Below are 18,236 nucleotides of genomic sequence, written 5' to 3'. Positions count from 1 at the left end.
CGCGTAACCGTGCTATCGCCGACTAAAGGTACGGCGCGGAGTCGAAAACTGTTCTGCAACAACGGAACTACTCGCTCCTGCTCATCTTGCGGCCAGCCACGTGCGGTAACGGCGGAGCGTCCGTTTGCGACCCACGTGGTCGCGCAGGAACGCAAGCGTCGGGTTGACCTTCGACGCGGGTGGCCGACCAGAGGCGATGCGACGGAGTTGATGTTTGACCCGCGACATCCCGGCCGATGCCGCCAGCGCCTTGTTCTTGATCCGGATCTGGGGCAATACCACCTCGGCGTCGGTGCCGTTTCGCCACAAGATGGGCAGGTCGGGGTTGACAGCAAGCGCGGTGCCCATCCCGACGACGGCAACACCGCTTGCGAGCACTTCCTCGGCGACGGGGCGGCGGGCGATTCCACCGGTGAGCATGATCGGCACCGGGCTGTTCGTCACCAGCTCACTGGCCAGTGTGAGGAAGTAGGCCTCGCGAGCCTGGGTTCGTTCGTCGGCCGGCCGTCCGGACATGGCCGGGCTCTCGTAGCTACCGCCAGACAGTTCGACCATGTCGACGCCGAGAGGCGCGAGCATGGCGATCACCTGCTCGGCGTCGGTGGCCTCGAACCCGCCGCGCTGGAAGTCGGCGGAATTGAGTTTCACCGCCACCGCGAACTCGGCCGTGACTACGGCTCGCACCGCGCGGACCACATCCAGCAGCAGCCGTGCGCGGTTGTCCAGCGAACCGCCCCACCTGTCAGTTCGGACGTTGGCGAGCGGCGACAGAAACTGCGAGATCAGGTAGCCGTGGGCGGCGTGGATCTCGACGCCGTCAAAGCCCGCCTTCTCGGCCAGCCGGGCCGTATCGGCGAATCGCCCGATCGTCTCGGTGATCTGCTGTTCGGTCATCGCGGTGGGCTCAGCGAAGCGCTTGCTCTGCCTGCCGATATCGACGCGGATCGGCGACGGAGCCCAGGCAACCCCCTGCATCTCCGCGAACACCTGCCGGCCCGGGTGGTTGATTTGCACCCAGATCCGGGCGCCGCCCGATTTCGCGGCCTGCGCCCACGCGCGGAACGGCTCCAGTGGCGAGTCCAGATCGAGGACCACACCGCCCGGACCGGTCATCGCATGTGCGTGCACCATGACATTCCCGGTGATCAGGAGCCCAGCGCCGCCCGCGCTCCAACGCTCGTAGAGCCGCAGGAGTCGCTCGTCTGGAAGCTGCCCGTCACCGGCAAGGTTCTCTTCCATCGCCGCCTTTGCGATGCGGTTGGCAAGCCTCGAACCGTTGGGCAGTACCAAGTGTTCGAAGAGGTCACTCGACATGGCAGGCCGTCCTTCGTTGCGCTCAGACTATGTGGACGATGCCCACATTAAAAACGGAAGTGCGCAGTGTCAACATTGGTGAGATCGATCTCTCACCCCGGAGGAGCGGGCGTGGCGGCGAGAAGTGTTGGAGTCGTCAGGTCTGGGTGCCAAGCATCGTCACGACCGTGGAGCGGACCAATTCGTCGAGCGCGTCCTGGCCCTCGACGTCTAACTTGCCGTCGAGCACCAGGGCGGCCAGGCCGTGCACGAGCGACCACGCCCCTACCATGAACGAGGCGTGCTGGGCGGCAGGGACGACGGCGCCGACACGCTCGGCCAGTACCGAGATCGTCTCCGCCGCGGCCGCCGAGGTCTCCGGGCTGCTGCGGCTGCACGGATGACCGAACATCAACCGGAACAAGCCCGGGTTGTGCACGCCGAAACTCACATACGCCTGCGCCATCGCGACGAACCGGCCCTCGGTCGCCGCGTCTGCCGCCACGAGCGCGTCGCGCAAGTCGTGGTATCCCTGCGTCGCCATTGCCGCCAAGAGGGCGTCCTTGTCCGGATAGTGCCGGTAGGGAGCATTCGGCGACACCCCTGCCCGGCGGGCAACGGCGCGCAGCGACAACGTCGTCTCGTCGCCCTCGGCCAGTAGCTGCATCGCCGCGCTCAGCAGCGCGGCGCGCAGATCACCGTGGTGATAACTCTCCCTATGTGATGTGGACACTGCACACTCGCTTCGTAATGTGGTCATTGTATACATCCATCAGTGCTGACTCCAGCGCGACAAGCGCAGCGCTGCGCGGTGCAACGAGCAGTCGTGGTGAAAGTGCCCACCTACGAGCGACTTTCGGGCTGAAACCATTCCCTTGACGCTCAATTCGCTCGAAGGTGGGCAGAAAGAGCACCCACTAGCTCCCGGTGACTCGCGTGGCGGATGGGACCAAAGCACCACACCGTCGATCATTCGCCAAGCATGCGGTGCAGGAACTCGTAGACCAGTGCCGCTCGGAAGGCGGTCTGGGCGTTGTCGGCCGCCCCGGCGTGCCCGCCCTCGACGTTCTCGTAGTACTGCACCGGCTGGCCTACCGCCTCGAGCGCCGCCGTCATCTTGCGGGCATGCCCGGGATGCACCCTGTCGTCGCGCGTCGACGTGGTGATGAACACCGGCGGATAGCGGCGGGCGGCCGAGACGTGTTGGTACGGCGAATACTTGGAGATGAACTCCCAGTCATCGGGGTTGTCGGGGTCGCCGTACTCCGCCACCCAGGAGGCGCCTGCGAGCAGCAGGTGGTAGCGCTTCATGTCGAGCAGCGGGACGCTGCACACCAGCGCGCCGAACAGTTCCGGGTACTTGGTCAGCATGATCCCCATCAGCAGCCCGCCGTTGCTGCCGCCCTGGGCGCCGAGCTGGGCGACCGTCGTGATGCCGCGGTCGACGAGATCCCTCGCCACGGCGGCGAAGTCCTCGTCGACGAGGTGACGGCCCTCCCGCATCGCCTGCGTGTGCCAGCGTGGCCCGTACTCGCCACCGCCGCGGATGTTGGCCAGCACGTACGTGCCGCCGCGCGTCAACCACAGCCTGCCGAGGACACCGCCGTAACCGGGGGTGCTGGAGTTCTCGAAGCCGCCGTACCCGGCGAGCAGCGTGTTGCCAGGACCGGAGGAATCCCGATGCCCGACAACGAAGTAGGGGATCATCGTGCCGTCGGCCGACGCCACGAAGTGCTGCTTCACCTCGATGTCGGAGGCGTCGAAGAACGCCGGAGCGCTCTTGACCTCGACGACCTCATCGCCGACGCGGCCCCAGAGCAGGCGCGACGGGGTGTCGAAGCCGCTGGAGTCCAGGAAGATCTCGTCGCCGTACTCGTCGGCATCGACGATCACCGTGTTGGTGTTCGGCGGGACGCCCCGGATCGGCTCGCGCTGCCAGGTGCCGGGGGTGACGAGTTCGAGCCGGCTCGTCACGTCGACCAGCGTGACGAGCACCAGGCGGTCACGCGTCCACGTGTAGGACTCCAGGCTGGTGTGCTCGTCGGGTTCGAAGACCACCGTCAGATCCACTGTCCCGGAAAGGAATTCGTCGTACTTGGTCGCCAGTAGCGTCCCGGCGGGGTAGGTCGTCGAACCCACGGTCCAATCGGTTCGGGGTCGGATCAGCAACCACTCGCGGTGGATCGACGTGCCCGCATCGGTGGGCACGTCGATCTTGATCAGCTCCCCGGCGCGCAGTTCGTAGCGCTCGCTGTTGAAGAAGTCGAACGCCCGCGAGACGAGCAGCCGCTCGAAGCCGGGGGTCGGATCGAATCCGGCGCCAACGCTGACGTCGGAAACCTCTCCGGCGAACAACGTCTCGGCGTCGGCCAACGGCTCTCCGCGCTTCCACCGCTTGGTGATTCGCGGGTAACCGGAGTCGGTCAGCGAACCTGAGCCGAAGTCCGTTCCGACGATGACGGTGTCGGCATCCTGCCAGGTGACGTCGGTCTTGGCCTCCGGTAGCTCGAAGCCGTCGGTGACGAACTGCCGTGTCCGCATGTCGAATTCACGCACGACGGAGGCATCAGAGCCACCGCGCGACAACCCGATCAGTGCCAGCGTCAGGTCGGGCTCGATGACGTCGGCGCCCGCCCACACCCAGTTCTCGTCGTCGGTGGCCGCAAGCTCGTCCAGGTCGATGAGGACGTCCCAGTCGGGTTCGGCAGTGCGGTAACTGTCCAGCGTGGTGCGCCGCCACAGCCCCCGCGGGTTGGCCGCGTCGCGCCAGAAGTTGTACAGGTACTCGCCGCGGCGCCGGACGTAGGGGATGCGGCTGTCGGTGTCGAGCACCTCCAGCGCCTCGGCGCGCATCTGCTCGAAGCGCTCACCGCCAAGATCGGACAGGGTCGGCTCGTTGTGCGCCTCCACCCACTCCAGTGCGTCGTCGCCGGTGATGTCCTCGAGCCACAGATGGGGGTCTGAATCCACGGGAACCATTGTGCTGGTCACGCGTAGTGTGAGCGGAGTTGCACCCGTAGATGGGACCTCATGACCCCTCCGAGCCGAGCGCTGATCACCGCGGACGCCGCCGACCTGCTGCGTCGACTGCAGGACCAACATGGTGCCGTGATGTTCCACCAGTCCGGCGGCTGCTGTGACGGGTCGTCGCCGATGTGCTACCCCGACGGCGACTTCATCATCGGTGACCGGGACGTGCTGCTGTCGATCCTCGACGTCGGTGACAAGGTTCCGGTCTGGATCTCCGGTCCCCAGTTCGACGCGTGGAAGCACACGCAACTGGTGATCGACGTCGTCCCCGGTCGCGGCGGCGGATTCAGCCTCGAAGCGCCAGAGGGCATGCGGTTCCTGTCCCGGGGACGGGCGTTCACCGACGTAGAGAACGCCGAGCTCGCCGATCACCCACCGGTGACCGGTGAGCAGTACGCCGACGGCGCGCGCCCGGCTGAAACGGGCACGCACATCGTCGCGCAGGCCGAAGATGCCTGCCCGATACCGCGGCGGCACGCCGCGGGCGTAACGCCATAGCGGCCGATCGCCGCGCTACCTTGGAAGGGTGATTCCGCTCCCGCGAGCGTGGCTGCTGACAAGTGTGATGTTGATCGGCGTCGCGGTGGGGCTGCTCGCCGGTATCGGATCGACCCTGTTGGTGACTGCAAGCATTCGCCCGCACGCCGTGATCGCGGTCGTGGTCGGGGTGCCGAGCGCCATCGGCATGTTGCTCATCCTGTTCTCCGGCCGGCGGTGGATCACCACGTTCGGTGCGTTCGTGTTGGCTCTGACCCCTGGGTGGTTCGGCGCGCTGGTCGCGATGCAGGTGGTGTCGGGTGCCTGAACTTCAGACCGGCGAGCCGACGACGCACTGGACACCGCTGTTCGACACGGGCGCGATCGAGGCGCAGCCGATCACCGCGACCGAGCCCCCGACGGAGAACCCGTCGGAACCACTGCCGACGTTCGTCGCACCGGAATTGGTCCCCGGCACCAGCCAGTACCTCAAGCGCTGGATGTTCGCCCTGGTCGTGGCGGGCGTCTGGACGGTCGCCGCGGTCATCGGTCTGGCCATCTACGAGTGGTGGTTCCAGTCGGTGGACAAGACCGGGCCGCTGTTCGTGCTGCTGGTCTATATCGTCGTCGGCACCGTCGCCGCGCTGCTCGTCGCGATGGTGCAGAACAAGCCGCTGGTCTCCGCCGTCGCGATCGCCTTGATGTCGGCTCCGCTGGCGTCGACCGCCGCTGCGGCCGCCCTCTACGGTGCCTACGTCTTTCACTGGATCGACCGCTAGCGCCCGCGCAGGGACTACTAGGGTAGGGGCGTGACTCACTATGACGTCGTCGTTCTCGGAGCAGGTCCCGGCGGATATGTCGCGGCCATTCGTGCGGCTCAGCTCGGGCTGAACACCGCCATCGTCGAACCGAAGTATTGGGGCGGCGTGTGCCTCAACGTCGGTTGTATTCCGTCGAAGTCGCTGCTGCGCAACGCGGAGTTGGCCCACATCTTCACCAAGGAAGCGAAGACCTTCGGCATCTCCGGCGAGGTGAGCTTCGACTACGGCTCGGCCTTCGACCGCAGCCGCAAGGTCGCCGACGGCCGCGTCGCCGGCGTGCACTTCCTGATGAAGAAGAACAAGATCACCGAGATCCACGGGCGCGGCACCTTCACCGACGCCAAGACGCTCTCGGTCGACCTCAACGACGGTGATACCGAGACCGTCACCTTCGACAACGCGATCATCGCGACCGGCAGCAGCACCCGGCTGGTCCCCGGCACGTCGCTGTCGGAGAACGTCGTCACCTATGAAGAGCAGATCCTTGCGCGGGATCTGCCCGAGTCGATCGTGATCGCAGGCGCGGGCGCCATCGGCATGGAGTTCGGCTACGTCATGAGCAACTACGGCGTCGACGTGACCATCGTGGAATTCCTGCCGCGCGCCCTGCCCAATGAGGATGCCGAGGTCTCCAAGGAGATCGAGAAGGCGTTCAAGAAGCTCGGCGTCAAGATCCTGACCGGCACCAAGGTCGAGTCGATCAAGGACGATGGATCGACGGTGACCGTCACGGTCAGCAAGGACGGCAAGACCACCGAGCTCAAGGCCGACAAGGTGCTGCAGTCGATCGGTTTCGCCCCCAACGTCGAGGGCTTCGGCCTTGACGAGGCGGGCGTGCAGGTCACCGAGCGCGGGGCCATCGGCATCGACGAGTACATGCGCACCTCGGTGCCGCACATCTACGCGATCGGCGACGTCACGGCCAAGCTGCAGCTCGCCCACGTCGCCGAGGCGCAGGGTGTCGTCGCGGCCGAAACCATCGCAGGCGCCGAGACTCTCGCACTCGGCGACTACCGGATGTTGCCGCGCGCCACCTTCTGCCAGCCGCAGGTCGCCAGCTTCGGACTGACCGAACAGCAGGCCCGCGACGAGGGCTACGACGTCAAGGTCGCGAAGTTCCCGTTCACCGCGAACGGTAAGGCACACGGGCTCGGCGAACCCGGCGGCTTCGTCAAGATCATCGCCGACGCCAAGTACGGCGAGCTGCTGGGTGGGCACCTGATCGGGCATGATGTCTCCGAGCTGCTGCCAGAGCTAACGCTGGCGCAGAAGTGGGACCTCACGGTCAACGAGCTCACCCGCAACGTGCACACCCATCCGACGCTGTCCGAGGCACTGCAGGAGTGCTTCCACGGCCTCGCCGGACACATGATCAACTTTTGAGAGAGAACGTCGTCGCCGGGATCGGCGGATTGCTCATCGGTCACATCCTGTGGCTGATCGCCATCTCCTTCGCGGTCGCGACCACGACGGTGAATGTCTGGGTGCTGGTGATCGCGGCCGTCTGCCTGGTGCTCGGCGTCGTCTTCGGCTGGCTTGGCTGGGTGTATCACCGGCGCAAGGCGTCCGCCAAGGCGGCGTTCCTGTGGTGCCTGCCCATCTCCCCGGTGCTGCTGACGCTGTGCGTGCTCGGGGTCACCTACCTGTAGGCATCAGTCGGCGAAGTTCAGTGCCCGGCCCTTGGTGGTGTCGACGTAGCCGGGTATTTCGTCGTGGTGGTCGCCGACGTTGAGCGTGCCCGTGGGCTCGAAGAGGAGAATCGACGCCCCCTCGGCAGTGAAAGGCTTGTGCTCCACGCCCTTTGGCACGGTGAACAACGATCCCGTCGGTAGTCGGACCGTGCGCTCGCCGTTGGCGTCGCGCAACGCGATGTTCAAGACACCGTCCAGGACCAGGAAGAACTCGTCGGTGTCGGTGTGAGAGTGCCACGTGAAGTCACCCTTGAGCTTGGCGATCCGGACGTCGTAGTCGTTTACGCGCGTAACGATTCGGGGACTCCACAAGGCGTCGAACGACGCCAGCGCGTGCTCGAGGCTGATCGGATTGGTGGTCACGAGTCGATCCTGGCCGGTTGAGCTTGGTTCTGGTGAGTGCTAGAAATCGCACATGGCGAAACGATCCTCTCAACCTTCGGCCGATGGTCGGACACATCGTGTCGTGGTGATCGTTGACGAGAACTCCAACCCCTTCGAGATGAGCTGCGCCACGGAGATATTCGGCCTGCCTCGACCAGAGCTCGGGCGTGCCCTCTACGACTTCCAGCTCTGCTCGCCAGAAACGCATACGCGGATGAGGGACGGCGTATTCACCTTGACTGGCGTTGCCGGAATCGACGCCGCGGAGTCCGCGAACACGCTGATCGTGCCGAATCGGCCCGACGTCCAGACGCCCCGACGCCCAGAGGTGCTGCAGGCGATCCGGCGGGCGCACGGTCGCGGTACCCGCCTGATCGGGTTCTGCAGCGGAGCGTTCACACTGGCCGAGGCGGGTGTCATCGACGGCCGCCGGGCTACTGCGCACTGGAAGTGGGCCGGCGAGTTCAGGACTCGGTTCCCGAACGTGGCACTCGTGGAGGACGTGCTCTTCGTCGACGATGGGGACATCCTCACCGCTGCGGGTAGCGCCGCCGCGCTGGACCTCGGTTTGCATGTCATACGCCGCGACCACGGCGCCGAGATCGCCAACGCCGTGAGCCGCCGACTGGTGTTCAGCGCGCACCGGGACGGCGGACAGAAGCAGTTCATCGAACGGCCCGTGCCCGCCGTCGCCGACGAATCACTCGCCCCGGTCCTCGACTGGGCACAGGACAGGCTCGATCAGCGGCTGTCCGTGACCGAACTGGCGGCGAGGGCGATGGTCAGCCCGGCCACGCTGCATCGTCGGTTCACGTCACAACTCGGCACGACGCCGCTGGCGTGGCTGACCAGTCAGCGATTGGCCCTTGCGTGTCGTTTGATCGAGCGCGGCGAGTCGAGTCTCGAGACGGTGGCACGTACGAGTGGGTTGGGAACCCCGGCGAACCTGCGCACGCTGATGCGCCGGGAAACCGGGTTGACGCCGACGGACTACCGGCGACGGTTCGGGCCTGGGTTGTCTCCGCCGATCTAGTCGGGGAAGTCCAGCGGAACTTGCAGGGTGGCGATGGTGGCCGCCAGCATGTCGTAATGACCGGCGAGCATGCAGAATTCGATGAGCCGCGGTCGGTCCAGATGAGTCGCCAGCGCCGCCCACGTCTCGGCTGACACCGACCGGGTGACGACGAACTCGTCGGTTGCGGTGATCAGCACGCGCTGGCGATCGGTCAGCCCCTCGGCATCGGGCCCCTCGAAGATCTTCGCTTGCAGGTCGGCGTCGACCCCACGGCTGCGCGCCAGCCGACGGTGCTGCTGAAGTTCGTACTCGCAATTGCGTAGGTGACCGACCCGCAGGATCACCAGTTCGGCTTCCTTGCGCGGCAGCTTGCCCGCCCCGAGGAGGTAGCCGCCGAACGGCAGCCAGGCCAAGAACAGCAGCTTGTGCTGACCGAGAACGGTGAACAGCGTGAACCTTGGCGCGCGGATCTGCTTCGCGCCGGCCTTGGCGATCACCCAGCCGACGGGACCCAGCTCACGGAAGCCACCGGGCGGAATGCGGGCGGGGGCAGTTTCGGCAGCGCTCACCCTCGCGAGTCTATTGGTGCTTGACCAGGTATGGGGAGACAGTACTGCGGTGCTCGTCGAGATCGAGCGCACGGCCCAGCGCGGGGAAGGCCCGCTGCGGGCAGTTGTCGCGTTCGCAGACCCGGCAACCGGCACCGATCGGCGTGGCGATCTCACCGGCCAGGTCGAGCCCCTCCGAGTAGACCAACCGATGGGCGTGCCGGAGTTCGCAACCGAGGCCGATCGCGAACGTCTTACCCGGCTGGCCGTAGCGCGACGCGCGCCGTTCGACGGTGCGGGCCACCCACATGTAGCTCCTGCCGTCGGGCATCTGGGCGATCTGCACCAGGATCTTGCCCGGGTTGGCGAACGTCTCGTAGACGTTCCACAGCGGGCAGGTGCCGCCGCTGGACGAGAAGTGAAAACCGGTGGCGGACTGACGTTTCGACATGTTGCCTGCCCGGTCCACCCGCACGAACGAGAGGGGGACACCGCGCATCGCGGGACGCTGAAGAGACGAGAGGCGGTGCGCGATGGTCTCGTAGCTCACCAAGTAGAACGCCGACAGCCGCTCGACGTCGTAGCGGAACTTCTCGGCGATGTCGTGGAACTGGCGGTAGGGCAGGACCGTCGCCGCCGCGAAGTAGTTGGCCAGGCCGAGCCGCGCCAGCTTGACCGCCTCGTCGCTGGTGAAGTTGCCCTCCGTGACCATGCCGTCGATGAGGTCGCCGAACTCGAGGTAGGCCAACTCGGCGGCGAGCTTGAACACGTACTGACCCGACGCGAGGTGCCTTCCGATCTCCAGCGTCTTGGTCTGGGGGTCGAAGCGGTGCAGCACGCCGTCGCCGAGGTCGATCCGCTGGACGATATGCACGCCGTGCACCCTGGTGAGCCGGTCGGACAGGTCGCGGGCCAGATCGGCGCGGTGCATCCCCATGCGAACCGTGAGGTCCTCGGCGGCGGCGTCGAGCTCGTGCAGGTAGTTCTGCCGCTGGTAGAAGTAGTCGCGGACTTCTTCGTGCGGCATGGTGATCGACCCCGACCCCGAACTGAAGCCGCTTCCGTCGGAGAATCGGTCCTCGGTCGCGGCGGCCAGCTGCGTCGTGGTGAGCCGGTAGCGCCGATGAAGGTTGACCATCGCGCGGGCGACCGCGGGATGCGCAGCGACGACGTCGGCGATCTCGGCCGGGTCGACGTCGATGCCGAGGTCGCGGTCCAACGTCACCTCGCGCAACTCGGCGACCAACCGGGTGTCGTCCTGCGAGGCGAAGAACGTGGCATCGACGCCGAACACCTCGGTGATGCGCAACAGCACGGCGACCGTCAGCGGACGAACGTCGTGCTCGATCTGATTCAGGTAGCTGGGGGAGATGTCGAGCATCTGAGCCAACGCCGCCTGGCTGAATCCGCGCTCGCTGCGAAGCTGTCGCACCCGCGATCCGACGAAGGTTTTGGCCACGTCAGCCAGCGTAACAACCCTGCGAAGGCTACCTTTGCATTCTTGGCAATGGGTCGCTCGTGGCAGTATTTCGAGCTGTGAGTACCAGCATTGGAGCGGTCACTGGCCTGGCCAAGACCATGATGCCCGTGCCCGATCCGCACCCGGATGTCTTCGACGCCAACTGGCCACTGCGGGTGGCCGACACCGACCGGACCGGCAGGCTTCGCTTCGATGCCGCCACCCGGCACATCCAGGACGTCGGCACGGACCAGTTGCGCGAGCTGGGGTACGAGGAGACCCATCCGCTCTGGATCGTCCGGCGCACGATGATCGACCTGATCCGCCCCATCGAGTTCCAGGACATGTTGCGTCTGCGGCGCTGGTGCTCGGGAACGTCGAACCGCTGGTGTGAGATGCGGGTGCGCATCGACGGTCGCAAGGGCGGCCTGATCGAGTCCGAGGCATTCTGGATCAACATCAACCGGGAGACGCAGGGACCGGCACGCATCTCCGACGACTTCATCGCGGGACTGCAGCGCACCACCACCGTCGACCGACTGCGGTGGAAGGCCTATCTGAAGGCAGGCGGCCGCGAGGACGCCACGCAGGTCCGCCCATATCCGGTTCGCGTCAGCGACATCGACATCTTCGACCACATGAACAACTCCGTGTACTGGAGCGTCGTCGAGGACTACCTCTACAACAATCCCGAGCTGCTGCAGAAGCCGCTGCGGGTGACCATCGAACACGACCTTCCGGTCGCTTTGGGTGACGAGTTGGAGATCATCACCCACGTGCACCCGGCCGGCTCGACCGACTTGTTCGGCGAAGAGCTCTCCGATCGCACTGTTACAACGCTCACATACGTGGTCGGCGACGAGACCAAAGCCGTCGCTTGCGTGTTCGCCCTCTGAACGGTCGGGTTTAACAGTACGGGCGTACTGACCAGCGAAAATCCGTTACCGCACGGTAACTTCTGAACCGGTTCAGCTGTTGGCCACCTTCGCAAGATTTGCAAGTTATCGCGGGGTGTTGGCGAAAATTGGCAACTGAAACGACTGGACCTGCGGATATGTGGTGGTGCATCCTCGAGTTAGCACACCAGTGAAGCTGCTGAGGCGTTAACAAGATCGAAGCCCGACGCCCCAAGCGACTTGCAAACCAAAGGAGCCGCAATGTCCACAGTTGGCACGCCGAAGAGCCCGGAGCAGATCCAGCACGACTGGAACACCAACCCCCGTTGGAAGGGCATCGAGCGCACGTACTCCGCCGAGGACGTCGTCGCCCTGCAGGGTCACGTCGTCGAGGAGAGCACGCTTGCCCGCCGTGGCGCCGAGGTGCTCTGGGAGCAGCTCCACGACATGGACTACGTCAACTCGCTTGGCGCGCTGACCGGCAACCAGGCGGTGCAGCAGGTCCGCGCCGGCCTCAAGGCCATCTACCTGTCCGGTTGGCAGGTCGCCGGTGACGCGAACCTGTCCGGCCACACCTACCCCGACCAGAGCCTCTACCCGGCCAACTCGGTGCCGCAGGTGGTCCGCCGGATCAACAACGCGCTGCTGCGCGCCGACCAGATCGCCAAGGTCGAGGGCGACCGCTCGGTGGAGAACTGGCTCGCCCCGATCGTCGCCGACGGTGAAGCGGGCTTCGGTGGCGCGCTGAACGTCTACGAGCTGCAGAAGGCCATGATCGCCGCCGGTGTCGCCGGTTCGCACTGGGAGGACCAGCTCGCGTCGGAGAAGAAGTGCGGCCACCTCGGTGGCAAGGTGCTGATCCCCACGCAGCAGCACATCCGCACCCTGACCTCGGCCCGCCTGGCGTCCGACGTCGCCGACGTCCCGACGGTCGTCATCGCCCGCACCGACGCCGAGGCAGCCACGCTGATCACCTCCGACGTCGACGAGCGCGATCAGCCGTTCATCACCGGTGAGCGGACCAAGGAAGGCTTCTACCGCGTCAAGAACGGTCTCGAGCCCTGCATCGCCCGCGCCAAGTCCTACGCGCCGTACTCCGACCTGATCTGGATGGAGACCGGCACCCCGGACCTGGAGCTGGCCAAGAAGTTCGCCGAGGGCGTCAAGAGCGAATTCCCCGACCAGATGCTGGCCTACAACTGCTCGCCGTCCTTCAACTGGAAGCAGCACCTGGACGACGCGACCATCGCGAAGTTCCAGAACGAGCTCGGCGCGATGGGCTTCAAGTTCCAGTTCATCACCCTTGCCGGCTTCCACGCCCTCAACTACTCGATGTTCGATCTGGCCCACGGCTACGCCCGCAACCAGATGAGCGCCTACGTCGAGCTGCAGGAGCGCGAGTTCGCCGCCGAGGAGCGCGGCTACACCGCGACGAAGCACCAGCGCGAGGTTGGCGCAGGCTACTTCGACCGGATCGCCACCACCGTGGACCCGACCTCGTCGACCACCGCGCTCGCGGGTTCGACCGAGGAAGGTCAGTTCCACTAGACACCAGCCCTGCGCGAGCAGACGTAGATGGCCCTGAATCCATGCGATTGAGGGCCATTTACTGGAGCCAACGGACTGTTCGGCGGGGGTGGAGTAGAAAGTGTCAGCGTGAGCATTGAGCGAGTTGGCGTCGTCGGCGCCGGGCAGATGGGTGCTGGCATCGCCGAGGTGTCGCTGCGGGCGGGCGCGAACGTGCGGATCTACGAGCCGACCGAGGCGTTGGTCGACGCGGGCCGCGACCGGATCACCAAGTCGTTGGAACGCGGTGTCAGCAAGGGCAAATTGTCCGAAGCCGAGCGCGACGCGGCGTTGGCCCGGCTGAGCGTCACCACGAAGCTGTCGGACCTGTCCGATCGCCAGCTCGTCATCGAGGCGATCGTCGAGGACGCCGCCGTGAAGGCCAAGGTGTTCGCCGAGCTGGACGAGGTCGTCACCGATCCGGACGCCGTGCTGGCCTCCAACACGTCGAGCATCCCGATCATGAAGATCGCTGCGGCGACCAAGAATCCGGGTCGCGTGCTGGGGTTGCACTTCTTCAACCCCGTGCCCGTGCTGCCGCTCGTCGAACTGGTCGGGACGCTGGTCACGACAGACGAGGCGATCGCACGCACCGAGCAGTTCGCCAGCGAAGTGCTTGGCAAGAAGGTGGTGAAGTGTGCCGACCGGTCGGGCTTCGTCGTCAACGCGCTGCTGGTGCCCTACCTGTTGTCGGCCATCCGAATGGCCGAGGCGGGCGTCGCCACCATCGAGGACATCGACACGGCCATCGTCGCCGGTTTGTCGCATCCGATGGGGCCACTCAGGCTGTCCGACCTGGTCGGGCTGGATACGTTGAAGTTGATCGCGGACAGCATGTTCGAGGAATTCAAGGAGCCGCTCTACGGGCCACCGCCGTTGCTGCAGCGCATGGTCGAAGCGGGCCAGCTTGGCAAGAAGTCGGGGCAGGGTTTCTACTCGTACTAACAGGTGGCACATAGGTGACGCGTAGATGTCGGCGTGGAGCAAAGTAGGGTTCATTAGCTAAGCTAGCTTGTGATATGGTCTGTCCCGTCCTGGTCTGTGGGCCTTGTGCGACAGGATGATCCGTCGCGCGCCGCCACACGGCCGTCCTCTCGGACGAGCGCAAGGGGTTGACCGTATGTCGAACGTCGAGTTCGAGCTGTCGCCGTTCTACGACGAATCGCAGTCGATCTACGACATCTCCGACGATTTCTTCGCCTTGTTCCTAGGCCCGACGATGGGCTACACCTGCGGCTACTACGAGCGGCCCGACATGACTCTTGACGAGTCGCAGGTCGCCAAGTTCGATCTCGCGCTGGGCAAGCTCGACCTCAGGCCAGGGATGACGCTGCTCGACATCGGGTGCGGGTGGGGTGGCGCGCTGCAACTCGCCGTGGAGAAGTACGACGTCAACGTCATCGGAATCACGCTGAGCCGCAACCAGTTCGAATACAGCTCGGCAAAGCTGGCGAGGCTTTCGTCGGCGCGGTCGGTGGACGTGCGGCTACAGGGCTGGGAGGAGTTCGACGAACCGGTCGACCGCATCGTGTCCATCGGCGCATTCGAAGCCTTCAAGAAGGAACGCTATGGCGCGTTCTTCGACAGGGCCCACCGCATCCTTCCCGGCGGCGGGCGCATGCTGCTGCACACGATCCTGGCGCATACCCAGAAGTTCTTCCGCGACAACGGAATCAAGCTGACCATCAGCGACCTGAAGTTCATGAAGTTCATCGGCGACGAGATCTTCCCAGGCGGCCAGCTCCCGGCCACCGAGGACATCGAGAAGCTGGCCGACGATTCGGGCTTCACATTGGCCCGCACCCACCTGCTGCGGCCGCACTACGCCCGCACCCTCGACATGTGGGCGAAGAATCTCGAGGCCAACAAGGCCGAGGCGATCGCCATCACCTCCGACGAGGTGTACGAGCGCTACATACGGTATCTGACCGGTTGCGCCGACTTCTTCCGCCGCGGCATCACCAACATCGGCCAGTTCACCCTGGTCAAGTAGCGTCAGCTGCCAGCCAGCCGCTTCTTCTCGGCTTCGACGTCGAAATTGGCTGGCGGCCAGGACAAGTCGAGCCCCTCCAGCGCCTCGATCAGCAGCTCGGTGATGGCCAGCCGCGAATACCACTTGCGGTCGCACGGGATGACGTGCCACGGCGCGTACTCGGTGGAGGTCTTGTCCAGCACCGCTTGGTAGGCCTGCTGGTACTTCGGCCACAGCAGGCGTTCGTCGATGTCGGCCGGGTTGTACTTCCAGTACTTGTCCGGCCGCTCGAGTCGCTCCTCGAGTCGCGCCTTCTGCTCGTCGAGCGAGACGAACATGGCGACCTTGACGATCGTCGTGCCGCCTTCGACCAACTCCTTCTCGAACGCGTTGATCTCGTCGTATCTGGCGCCCCAGACCTCCGGTGGCACCAGGTCGTGCACACGCACGATCAGTACGTCTTCGTAGTGCGAACGGTCGAACACCCCGATGTGGCCCGCGGTCGGCAACGCGTTGCGGATCCGCCACAGGTAGTGGTGGTCGAGCTCCTCCTTCGTCGGCTTGCCGAAGCTGGTGTAGCGGATGCCTTGCGGATTGCATGCTCCGACAACGTGTTTGACGATGCCGCCCTTGCCCGCGGTGTCCATCCCCTGCAGTACCAGCAGCACCGACCTGGTGTCACCGGAGCGACTGCTGGCGTACAGCATCTCCTGCAGTTCGGCGAAGCGGTCGTTGCGTTCGGCCTGCAGGTCCGGTGCGTCGCTCTTGGACCCCTTGAATCCAGGGGTGGCATCGGTCTTGATGTCCGAGACCAGTTCGCCCGGTTTGAACTCGAGGTGGACGTGCGGTTCGTGGGTCCACAACTCGGGGAGGTCAGGTTGGGAAGACTTGCTCATCCGATCAGTCAAGCAGTTGCGGCGGCAGAATCGGCGATGGATGCGGTATCGAATTGAACTTCTCCAGCGATCCGTTCACTTCGACGATTCCGCGCAGCGCGCTCCACGACAGCATGGTCAGATAGTCGATCAGCTCGTCGGCCGTCATGCGCGGGTGTGACATCCAGGAGTGGGTGGCCAACTGTACGCCGCCGACGATCATGAACGCCCACGGCTGAGCGCCATGGGTGTCCATGCCGGCTTCCTGCATCCGCCTGCGCAGCATGACGCCGAGCATGCGCGCGATGATCTGCTCGGAGTCGGCGACGGCCTTGCTCTTGGTCGCCGAGCTGTTGGCCATCACGAACGGATAGATCTCGGGCTCGGCGGCCACCGTGGCGACGTACACGCGGATGATCTCGCGGGTCAGGTCGTAGCCGTCGAGGTTGGATGACAACGCCGCCGCCATGTTGGGGATCAGCGTGGTCTGCGCGAAGCGCATCATCACGGCCGTGGTGAGATCGTTCTTGTCGACGAAGTAGCGGTACAGAACGGTCTTCGAAACGCCGATCTCGGCGGCGATCTCGTCCATGCTGACGTTGCTGCCGCGCCGGCGGATCGCTTCGAGGGTGCCGTCGACCAACTCACCGCGACGGTCGACCTTGTGCTGGTGCCAGCGTCGTTTACGTCCGTCTGTCTTCAGCGCCCCCGCTGGGGTCTGTTGTGCCACTGTCGCACCAGTCCATTCCCTAGTTGTTCTTGATAATACGGCTGATCCGTCGGTCGTGACCGACGGGAGCGAAGCGCCGGTGGCGCGATGACGGATGATTGGGGGGTGGTACACCGATCCTCGCCAGGACCAACGGCCGAACCGCGCCAGAGTTTTGCCGAAACGCTGGCCGGCGCCGACTCCGCCGCGGACGCCGAACGCCGTACCGGTCTGCGCCGGATGAAGGTCGTCGCGCTGGGCTTCCTGGTCGGGGCGACGGTGATCTTCCTGGTGTGCACGTGGGCGCAGTCCAATGGAGCGGCGCCTTGGGTGGGTTATGTCCGAGCGGCCTCGGAGGCCGGCATGGTCGGCGCGCTGGCCGACTGGTTCGCGGTGACGGCCCTGTTCAAGCATCCGCTGGGCATCCCGATCCCGCACACCGCGATCATCAAGCGCAAGAAGGACCAGCTCGGCGAGGGCCTTGGCACGTTCGTCAGGGAGAACTTCATGTCCCCCGAGGTCGTTGAGGCCAAGCTGCGCGGCGCCGAGGTGGCCGGGCGGGTGGGCAAGTGGCTCTCCGAGCCGTCGCACGCCGAACGGGTCGCCGCAGAGGCATCGACGGTGCTGCGGGTGCTGGTCGAGATGCTGCGCGACGAGGACATCCAGCAGGTGCTGGACCGGATGATCGTCAAGCGCATCGCCGAACCACAGTGGGGGCCGCCGATCGGACGGGTGCTGGCCAGCCTGCTGGAGGAGGGCCGCCAGGAGGCGCTCATTCAGCTGTTGGCGGATCGCGCGTTCGAGTGGTCCCTGAACTCGGGCGAGGTCATCGAGAGGGTGATCGAACGTGACTCGCCGACGTGGTCACCGCGCTGGGTGGACCATCTCGTCGGCGACCGGATTCATCGCGAGCTGATGGACTTCACCGACAAGGTGCGGCGCAACCCCGACCACGAACTCCGTCGCTCTGCCACCAAGTTCCTGTTCGAGTTCGCCGACGATCTGCAGCACGACAAGGCGACGATCGACCGCGCCGAGAACGTGAAGGACCAGATCATGGCGCGCGACGAGGTCGCCAAGGCGGCCGAGACCGCGTGGAGCGCGGCCAAGCGCATCCTTCTGGAGTCCGTCGACGACCCGTCCTCGGCGCTGCGCTCCCGGATCGCCGACTCGGTGGTGCACATCGGCGAGTCGTTGCGCGACGACGCAGACCTCCGCGACAAGGTCGACAACTGGATCGTGCGGGCCGCGCAGCACCTGGTCGAGCAGTATGGGACGGAGATCACAGCGATCATCACGGAGACGATCGAACGTTGGGATGCCGACGAGGCCAGCCGGCGCATCGAATTGCATGTCGGCCGTGACCTGCAATTCATTCGGATCAACGGCACCGTCGTTGGGTCGCTCGCCGGCTTGGCGATCTATTCGATAGCCCAACTACTCTTCTGATCTCCTGACCTGCGCTAGCTACTGCTTGCAAAAGTTAGCACCCCGTCGTAC

Annotated in this window: 19 protein-coding genes; 11 read left to right on the top strand and 8 right to left on the bottom strand. The window is 65.4% G+C overall.

Translation table 11 applies throughout. From position 1 onward, the window contains the following. Positions 1 to 81: 81 nt before the first annotated feature. The 3 genes from HNP02_RS08605 to HNP02_RS08595 all read right to left on the bottom strand — a co-directional run bounded on the left by HNP02_RS08605 (position 82) and on the right by HNP02_RS08595 (position 4,272). Positions 82 to 1,314 (bottom strand): NADH:flavin oxidoreductase/NADH oxidase family protein, encoded by a 1,233-nt coding sequence (locus tag HNP02_RS08605; RefSeq protein WP_184437144.1) that lies wholly within the window; start codon positions 1,312 to 1,314, stop codon positions 82 to 84. A 136-nt stretch (positions 1,315 to 1,450) separates the two neighbouring features. Further along, a complete protein-coding gene (locus HNP02_RS08600) occupies positions 1,451 to 2,026 on the bottom strand; it encodes a TetR/AcrR family transcriptional regulator (protein WP_184437143.1) in 576 nt (191 codons plus the stop codon). Positions 2,027 to 2,262: 236 nt separating this feature from the next. Beyond that, positions 2,263 to 4,272 (bottom strand): prolyl oligopeptidase family protein, encoded by a 2,010-nt coding sequence (locus HNP02_RS08595; RefSeq protein WP_184437773.1) that lies wholly within the window; start codon positions 4,270 to 4,272, stop codon positions 2,263 to 2,265. Between the two features lie 51 nt (positions 4,273 to 4,323). On the opposite strand from HNP02_RS08595, the gene HNP02_RS08590 reads away from it, so the two are divergent. From HNP02_RS08590 to HNP02_RS08570, 5 genes are read left to right on the top strand one after another with little or no spacing between them, the layout of a single operon-like run. Beyond that, entirely contained in the window at positions 4,324 to 4,821 is a 498-nt protein-coding gene (locus HNP02_RS08590) for a DUF779 domain-containing protein (protein ID WP_184437142.1), read from the top strand. 28 nt (positions 4,822 to 4,849) lie between these two features. After that, positions 4,850 to 5,128 carry a putative holin gene (locus HNP02_RS08585; RefSeq protein WP_184437134.1) on the top strand — a complete coding sequence of 93 codons (279 nt, stop codon included), beginning with the start codon at positions 4,850 to 4,852 and terminating at the stop codon, positions 5,126 to 5,128. Continuing rightward, positions 5,121 to 5,579: a hypothetical protein gene (locus tag HNP02_RS08580; protein ID WP_184437132.1), complete on the top strand. Its 459-nt coding sequence runs from the start codon at positions 5,121 to 5,123 to the stop codon at positions 5,577 to 5,579. The genes HNP02_RS08585 and HNP02_RS08580 overlap by 8 nt, the downstream gene beginning before the upstream one ends. A gap of 30 nt (positions 5,580 to 5,609) precedes the next feature. Next, entirely contained in the window at positions 5,610 to 7,004 is a 1,395-nt protein-coding gene (gene lpdA, locus HNP02_RS08575; protein ID WP_184437130.1) for a dihydrolipoyl dehydrogenase, read from the top strand. Then, positions 7,001 to 7,270, top strand: a complete 270-nt coding sequence (locus tag HNP02_RS08570) for a hypothetical protein (RefSeq protein WP_184437128.1) — start codon at positions 7,001 to 7,003, stop codon at positions 7,268 to 7,270. Before lpdA ends, HNP02_RS08570 begins: the two co-directional genes overlap by 4 nt. Before the next feature lie 3 nt (positions 7,271 to 7,273). Here the strand turns inward: HNP02_RS08570 and HNP02_RS08565 are convergent, their stop codons facing one another. Continuing rightward, the gene (locus HNP02_RS08565) at positions 7,274 to 7,675 is read right to left on the bottom strand and encodes a cupin domain-containing protein (RefSeq protein WP_184437126.1); all 402 of its coding nucleotides are present in this window, start codon (positions 7,673 to 7,675) and stop codon (positions 7,274 to 7,276) included. Between the two features lie 106 nt (positions 7,676 to 7,781). On the opposite strand from HNP02_RS08565, the gene HNP02_RS08560 reads away from it, so the two are divergent. Continuing rightward, positions 7,782 to 8,729: a helix-turn-helix domain-containing protein gene (locus tag HNP02_RS08560; RefSeq protein WP_309241477.1), complete on the top strand. Its 948-nt coding sequence runs from the start codon at positions 7,782 to 7,784 to the stop codon at positions 8,727 to 8,729. On the opposite strand, the gene HNP02_RS08555 is transcribed toward HNP02_RS08560, so the two are convergent. Together HNP02_RS08555 and ramB are read right to left on the bottom strand one after the other, a co-directional pair. Further along, positions 8,726 to 9,280 (bottom strand): carboxymuconolactone decarboxylase family protein, encoded by a 555-nt coding sequence (locus HNP02_RS08555; protein WP_184437122.1) that lies wholly within the window; start codon positions 9,278 to 9,280, stop codon positions 8,726 to 8,728. The two genes, HNP02_RS08560 and HNP02_RS08555, sit on opposite strands and share 4 nt — an antisense overlap. 10 nt (positions 9,281 to 9,290) lie before the next feature. Then, positions 9,291 to 10,718 (bottom strand): acetate metabolism transcriptional regulator RamB, encoded by a 1,428-nt coding sequence (ramB, locus tag HNP02_RS08550; RefSeq protein ID WP_184437120.1) that lies wholly within the window; start codon positions 10,716 to 10,718, stop codon positions 9,291 to 9,293. Positions 10,719 to 10,837: 119 nt separating this feature from the next. Here ramB and HNP02_RS08545 point away from each other — a divergent pair, with 119 nt between their 5' ends. The 4 genes from HNP02_RS08545 to HNP02_RS08530 all read left to right on the top strand — a co-directional run bounded on the left by HNP02_RS08545 (position 10,838) and on the right by HNP02_RS08530 (position 15,173). After that, positions 10,838 to 11,614: an acyl-[acyl-carrier-protein] thioesterase gene (locus HNP02_RS08545; RefSeq protein ID WP_184437771.1), complete on the top strand. Its 777-nt coding sequence runs from the start codon at positions 10,838 to 10,840 to the stop codon at positions 11,612 to 11,614. Positions 11,615 to 11,875: 261 nt separating this feature from the next. Beyond that, entirely contained in the window at positions 11,876 to 13,162 is a 1,287-nt protein-coding gene (aceA, locus tag HNP02_RS08540) for an isocitrate lyase (RefSeq protein ID WP_184437119.1), read from the top strand. Positions 13,163 to 13,237: 75 nt separating this feature from the next. Next, positions 13,238 to 14,125 carry a 3-hydroxybutyryl-CoA dehydrogenase gene (locus HNP02_RS08535; RefSeq protein ID WP_255506383.1) on the top strand — a complete coding sequence of 296 codons (888 nt, stop codon included), beginning with the start codon at positions 13,238 to 13,240 and terminating at the stop codon, positions 14,123 to 14,125. Positions 14,126 to 14,300: 175 nt separating this feature from the next. Beyond that, positions 14,301 to 15,173: a cyclopropane mycolic acid synthase family methyltransferase gene (locus HNP02_RS08530; RefSeq protein WP_184437114.1), complete on the top strand. Its 873-nt coding sequence runs from the start codon at positions 14,301 to 14,303 to the stop codon at positions 15,171 to 15,173. Between the two features lie 2 nt (positions 15,174 to 15,175). Here the strand turns inward: HNP02_RS08530 and HNP02_RS08525 are convergent, their stop codons facing one another. Continuing rightward, a complete protein-coding gene (locus HNP02_RS08525; RefSeq protein ID WP_184437112.1) occupies positions 15,176 to 16,048 on the bottom strand; it encodes a polyphosphate kinase 2 family protein in 873 nt (290 codons plus the stop codon). Positions 16,049 to 16,052: 4 nt separating this feature from the next. Continuing rightward, positions 16,053 to 16,757 carry a TetR/AcrR family transcriptional regulator gene (locus HNP02_RS08520; protein ID WP_184437110.1) on the bottom strand — a complete coding sequence of 235 codons (705 nt, stop codon included), beginning with the start codon at positions 16,755 to 16,757 and terminating at the stop codon, positions 16,053 to 16,055. A gap of 87 nt (positions 16,758 to 16,844) precedes the next feature. On the opposite strand from HNP02_RS08520, the gene HNP02_RS08515 reads away from it, so the two are divergent. After that, positions 16,845 to 18,185, top strand: a complete 1,341-nt coding sequence (locus HNP02_RS08515; protein ID WP_255506324.1) for a DUF445 domain-containing protein — start codon at positions 16,845 to 16,847, stop codon at positions 18,183 to 18,185. The last annotated feature ends 51 nt before the right edge of the window (positions 18,186 to 18,236 follow it).

The organism is Mycobacterium sp. AZCC_0083 (assembly GCF_014202335.1).
In the GTDB taxonomy this organism is placed as follows: Bacteria; Actinomycetota; Actinomycetes; order Mycobacteriales; family Mycobacteriaceae; genus Mycobacterium.
The sequence above is the reverse complement of the archived record's forward strand: the minus strand, read 5'-3'. Positions and strand labels throughout refer to the sequence as shown.

Bases quoted from the DNA above. Each gene is read 5' to 3' on its own strand.
- HNP02_RS08525 (WP_184437112.1), bottom strand. From the start codon at position 16,048: ATGAGCAAGTCTTCCCAACCTGACCTCCCCGAGTTGTGGACCCACGAA.
- HNP02_RS08605 (WP_184437144.1), bottom strand. From the start codon at position 1,314: ATGTCGAGTGACCTCTTCGAACACTTGGTACTGCCCAACGGTTCGAGG.
- HNP02_RS08515 (WP_255506324.1), top strand. From the start codon at position 16,845: ATGACGGATGATTGGGGGGTGGTACACCGATCCTCGCCAGGACCAACG.
- aceA (WP_184437119.1), top strand. From the start codon at position 11,876: ATGTCCACAGTTGGCACGCCGAAGAGCCCGGAGCAGATCCAGCACGAC.
- HNP02_RS08590 (WP_184437142.1), top strand. From the start codon at position 4,324: ATGACCCCTCCGAGCCGAGCGCTGATCACCGCGGACGCCGCCGACCTG.
- HNP02_RS08595 (WP_184437773.1), bottom strand. From the start codon at position 4,272: ATGGTTCCCGTGGATTCAGACCCCCATCTGTGGCTCGAGGACATCACC.
- HNP02_RS08530 (WP_184437114.1), top strand. From the start codon at position 14,301: ATGTCGAACGTCGAGTTCGAGCTGTCGCCGTTCTACGACGAATCGCAG.
- HNP02_RS08545 (WP_184437771.1), top strand. From the start codon at position 10,838: ATGATGCCCGTGCCCGATCCGCACCCGGATGTCTTCGACGCCAACTGG.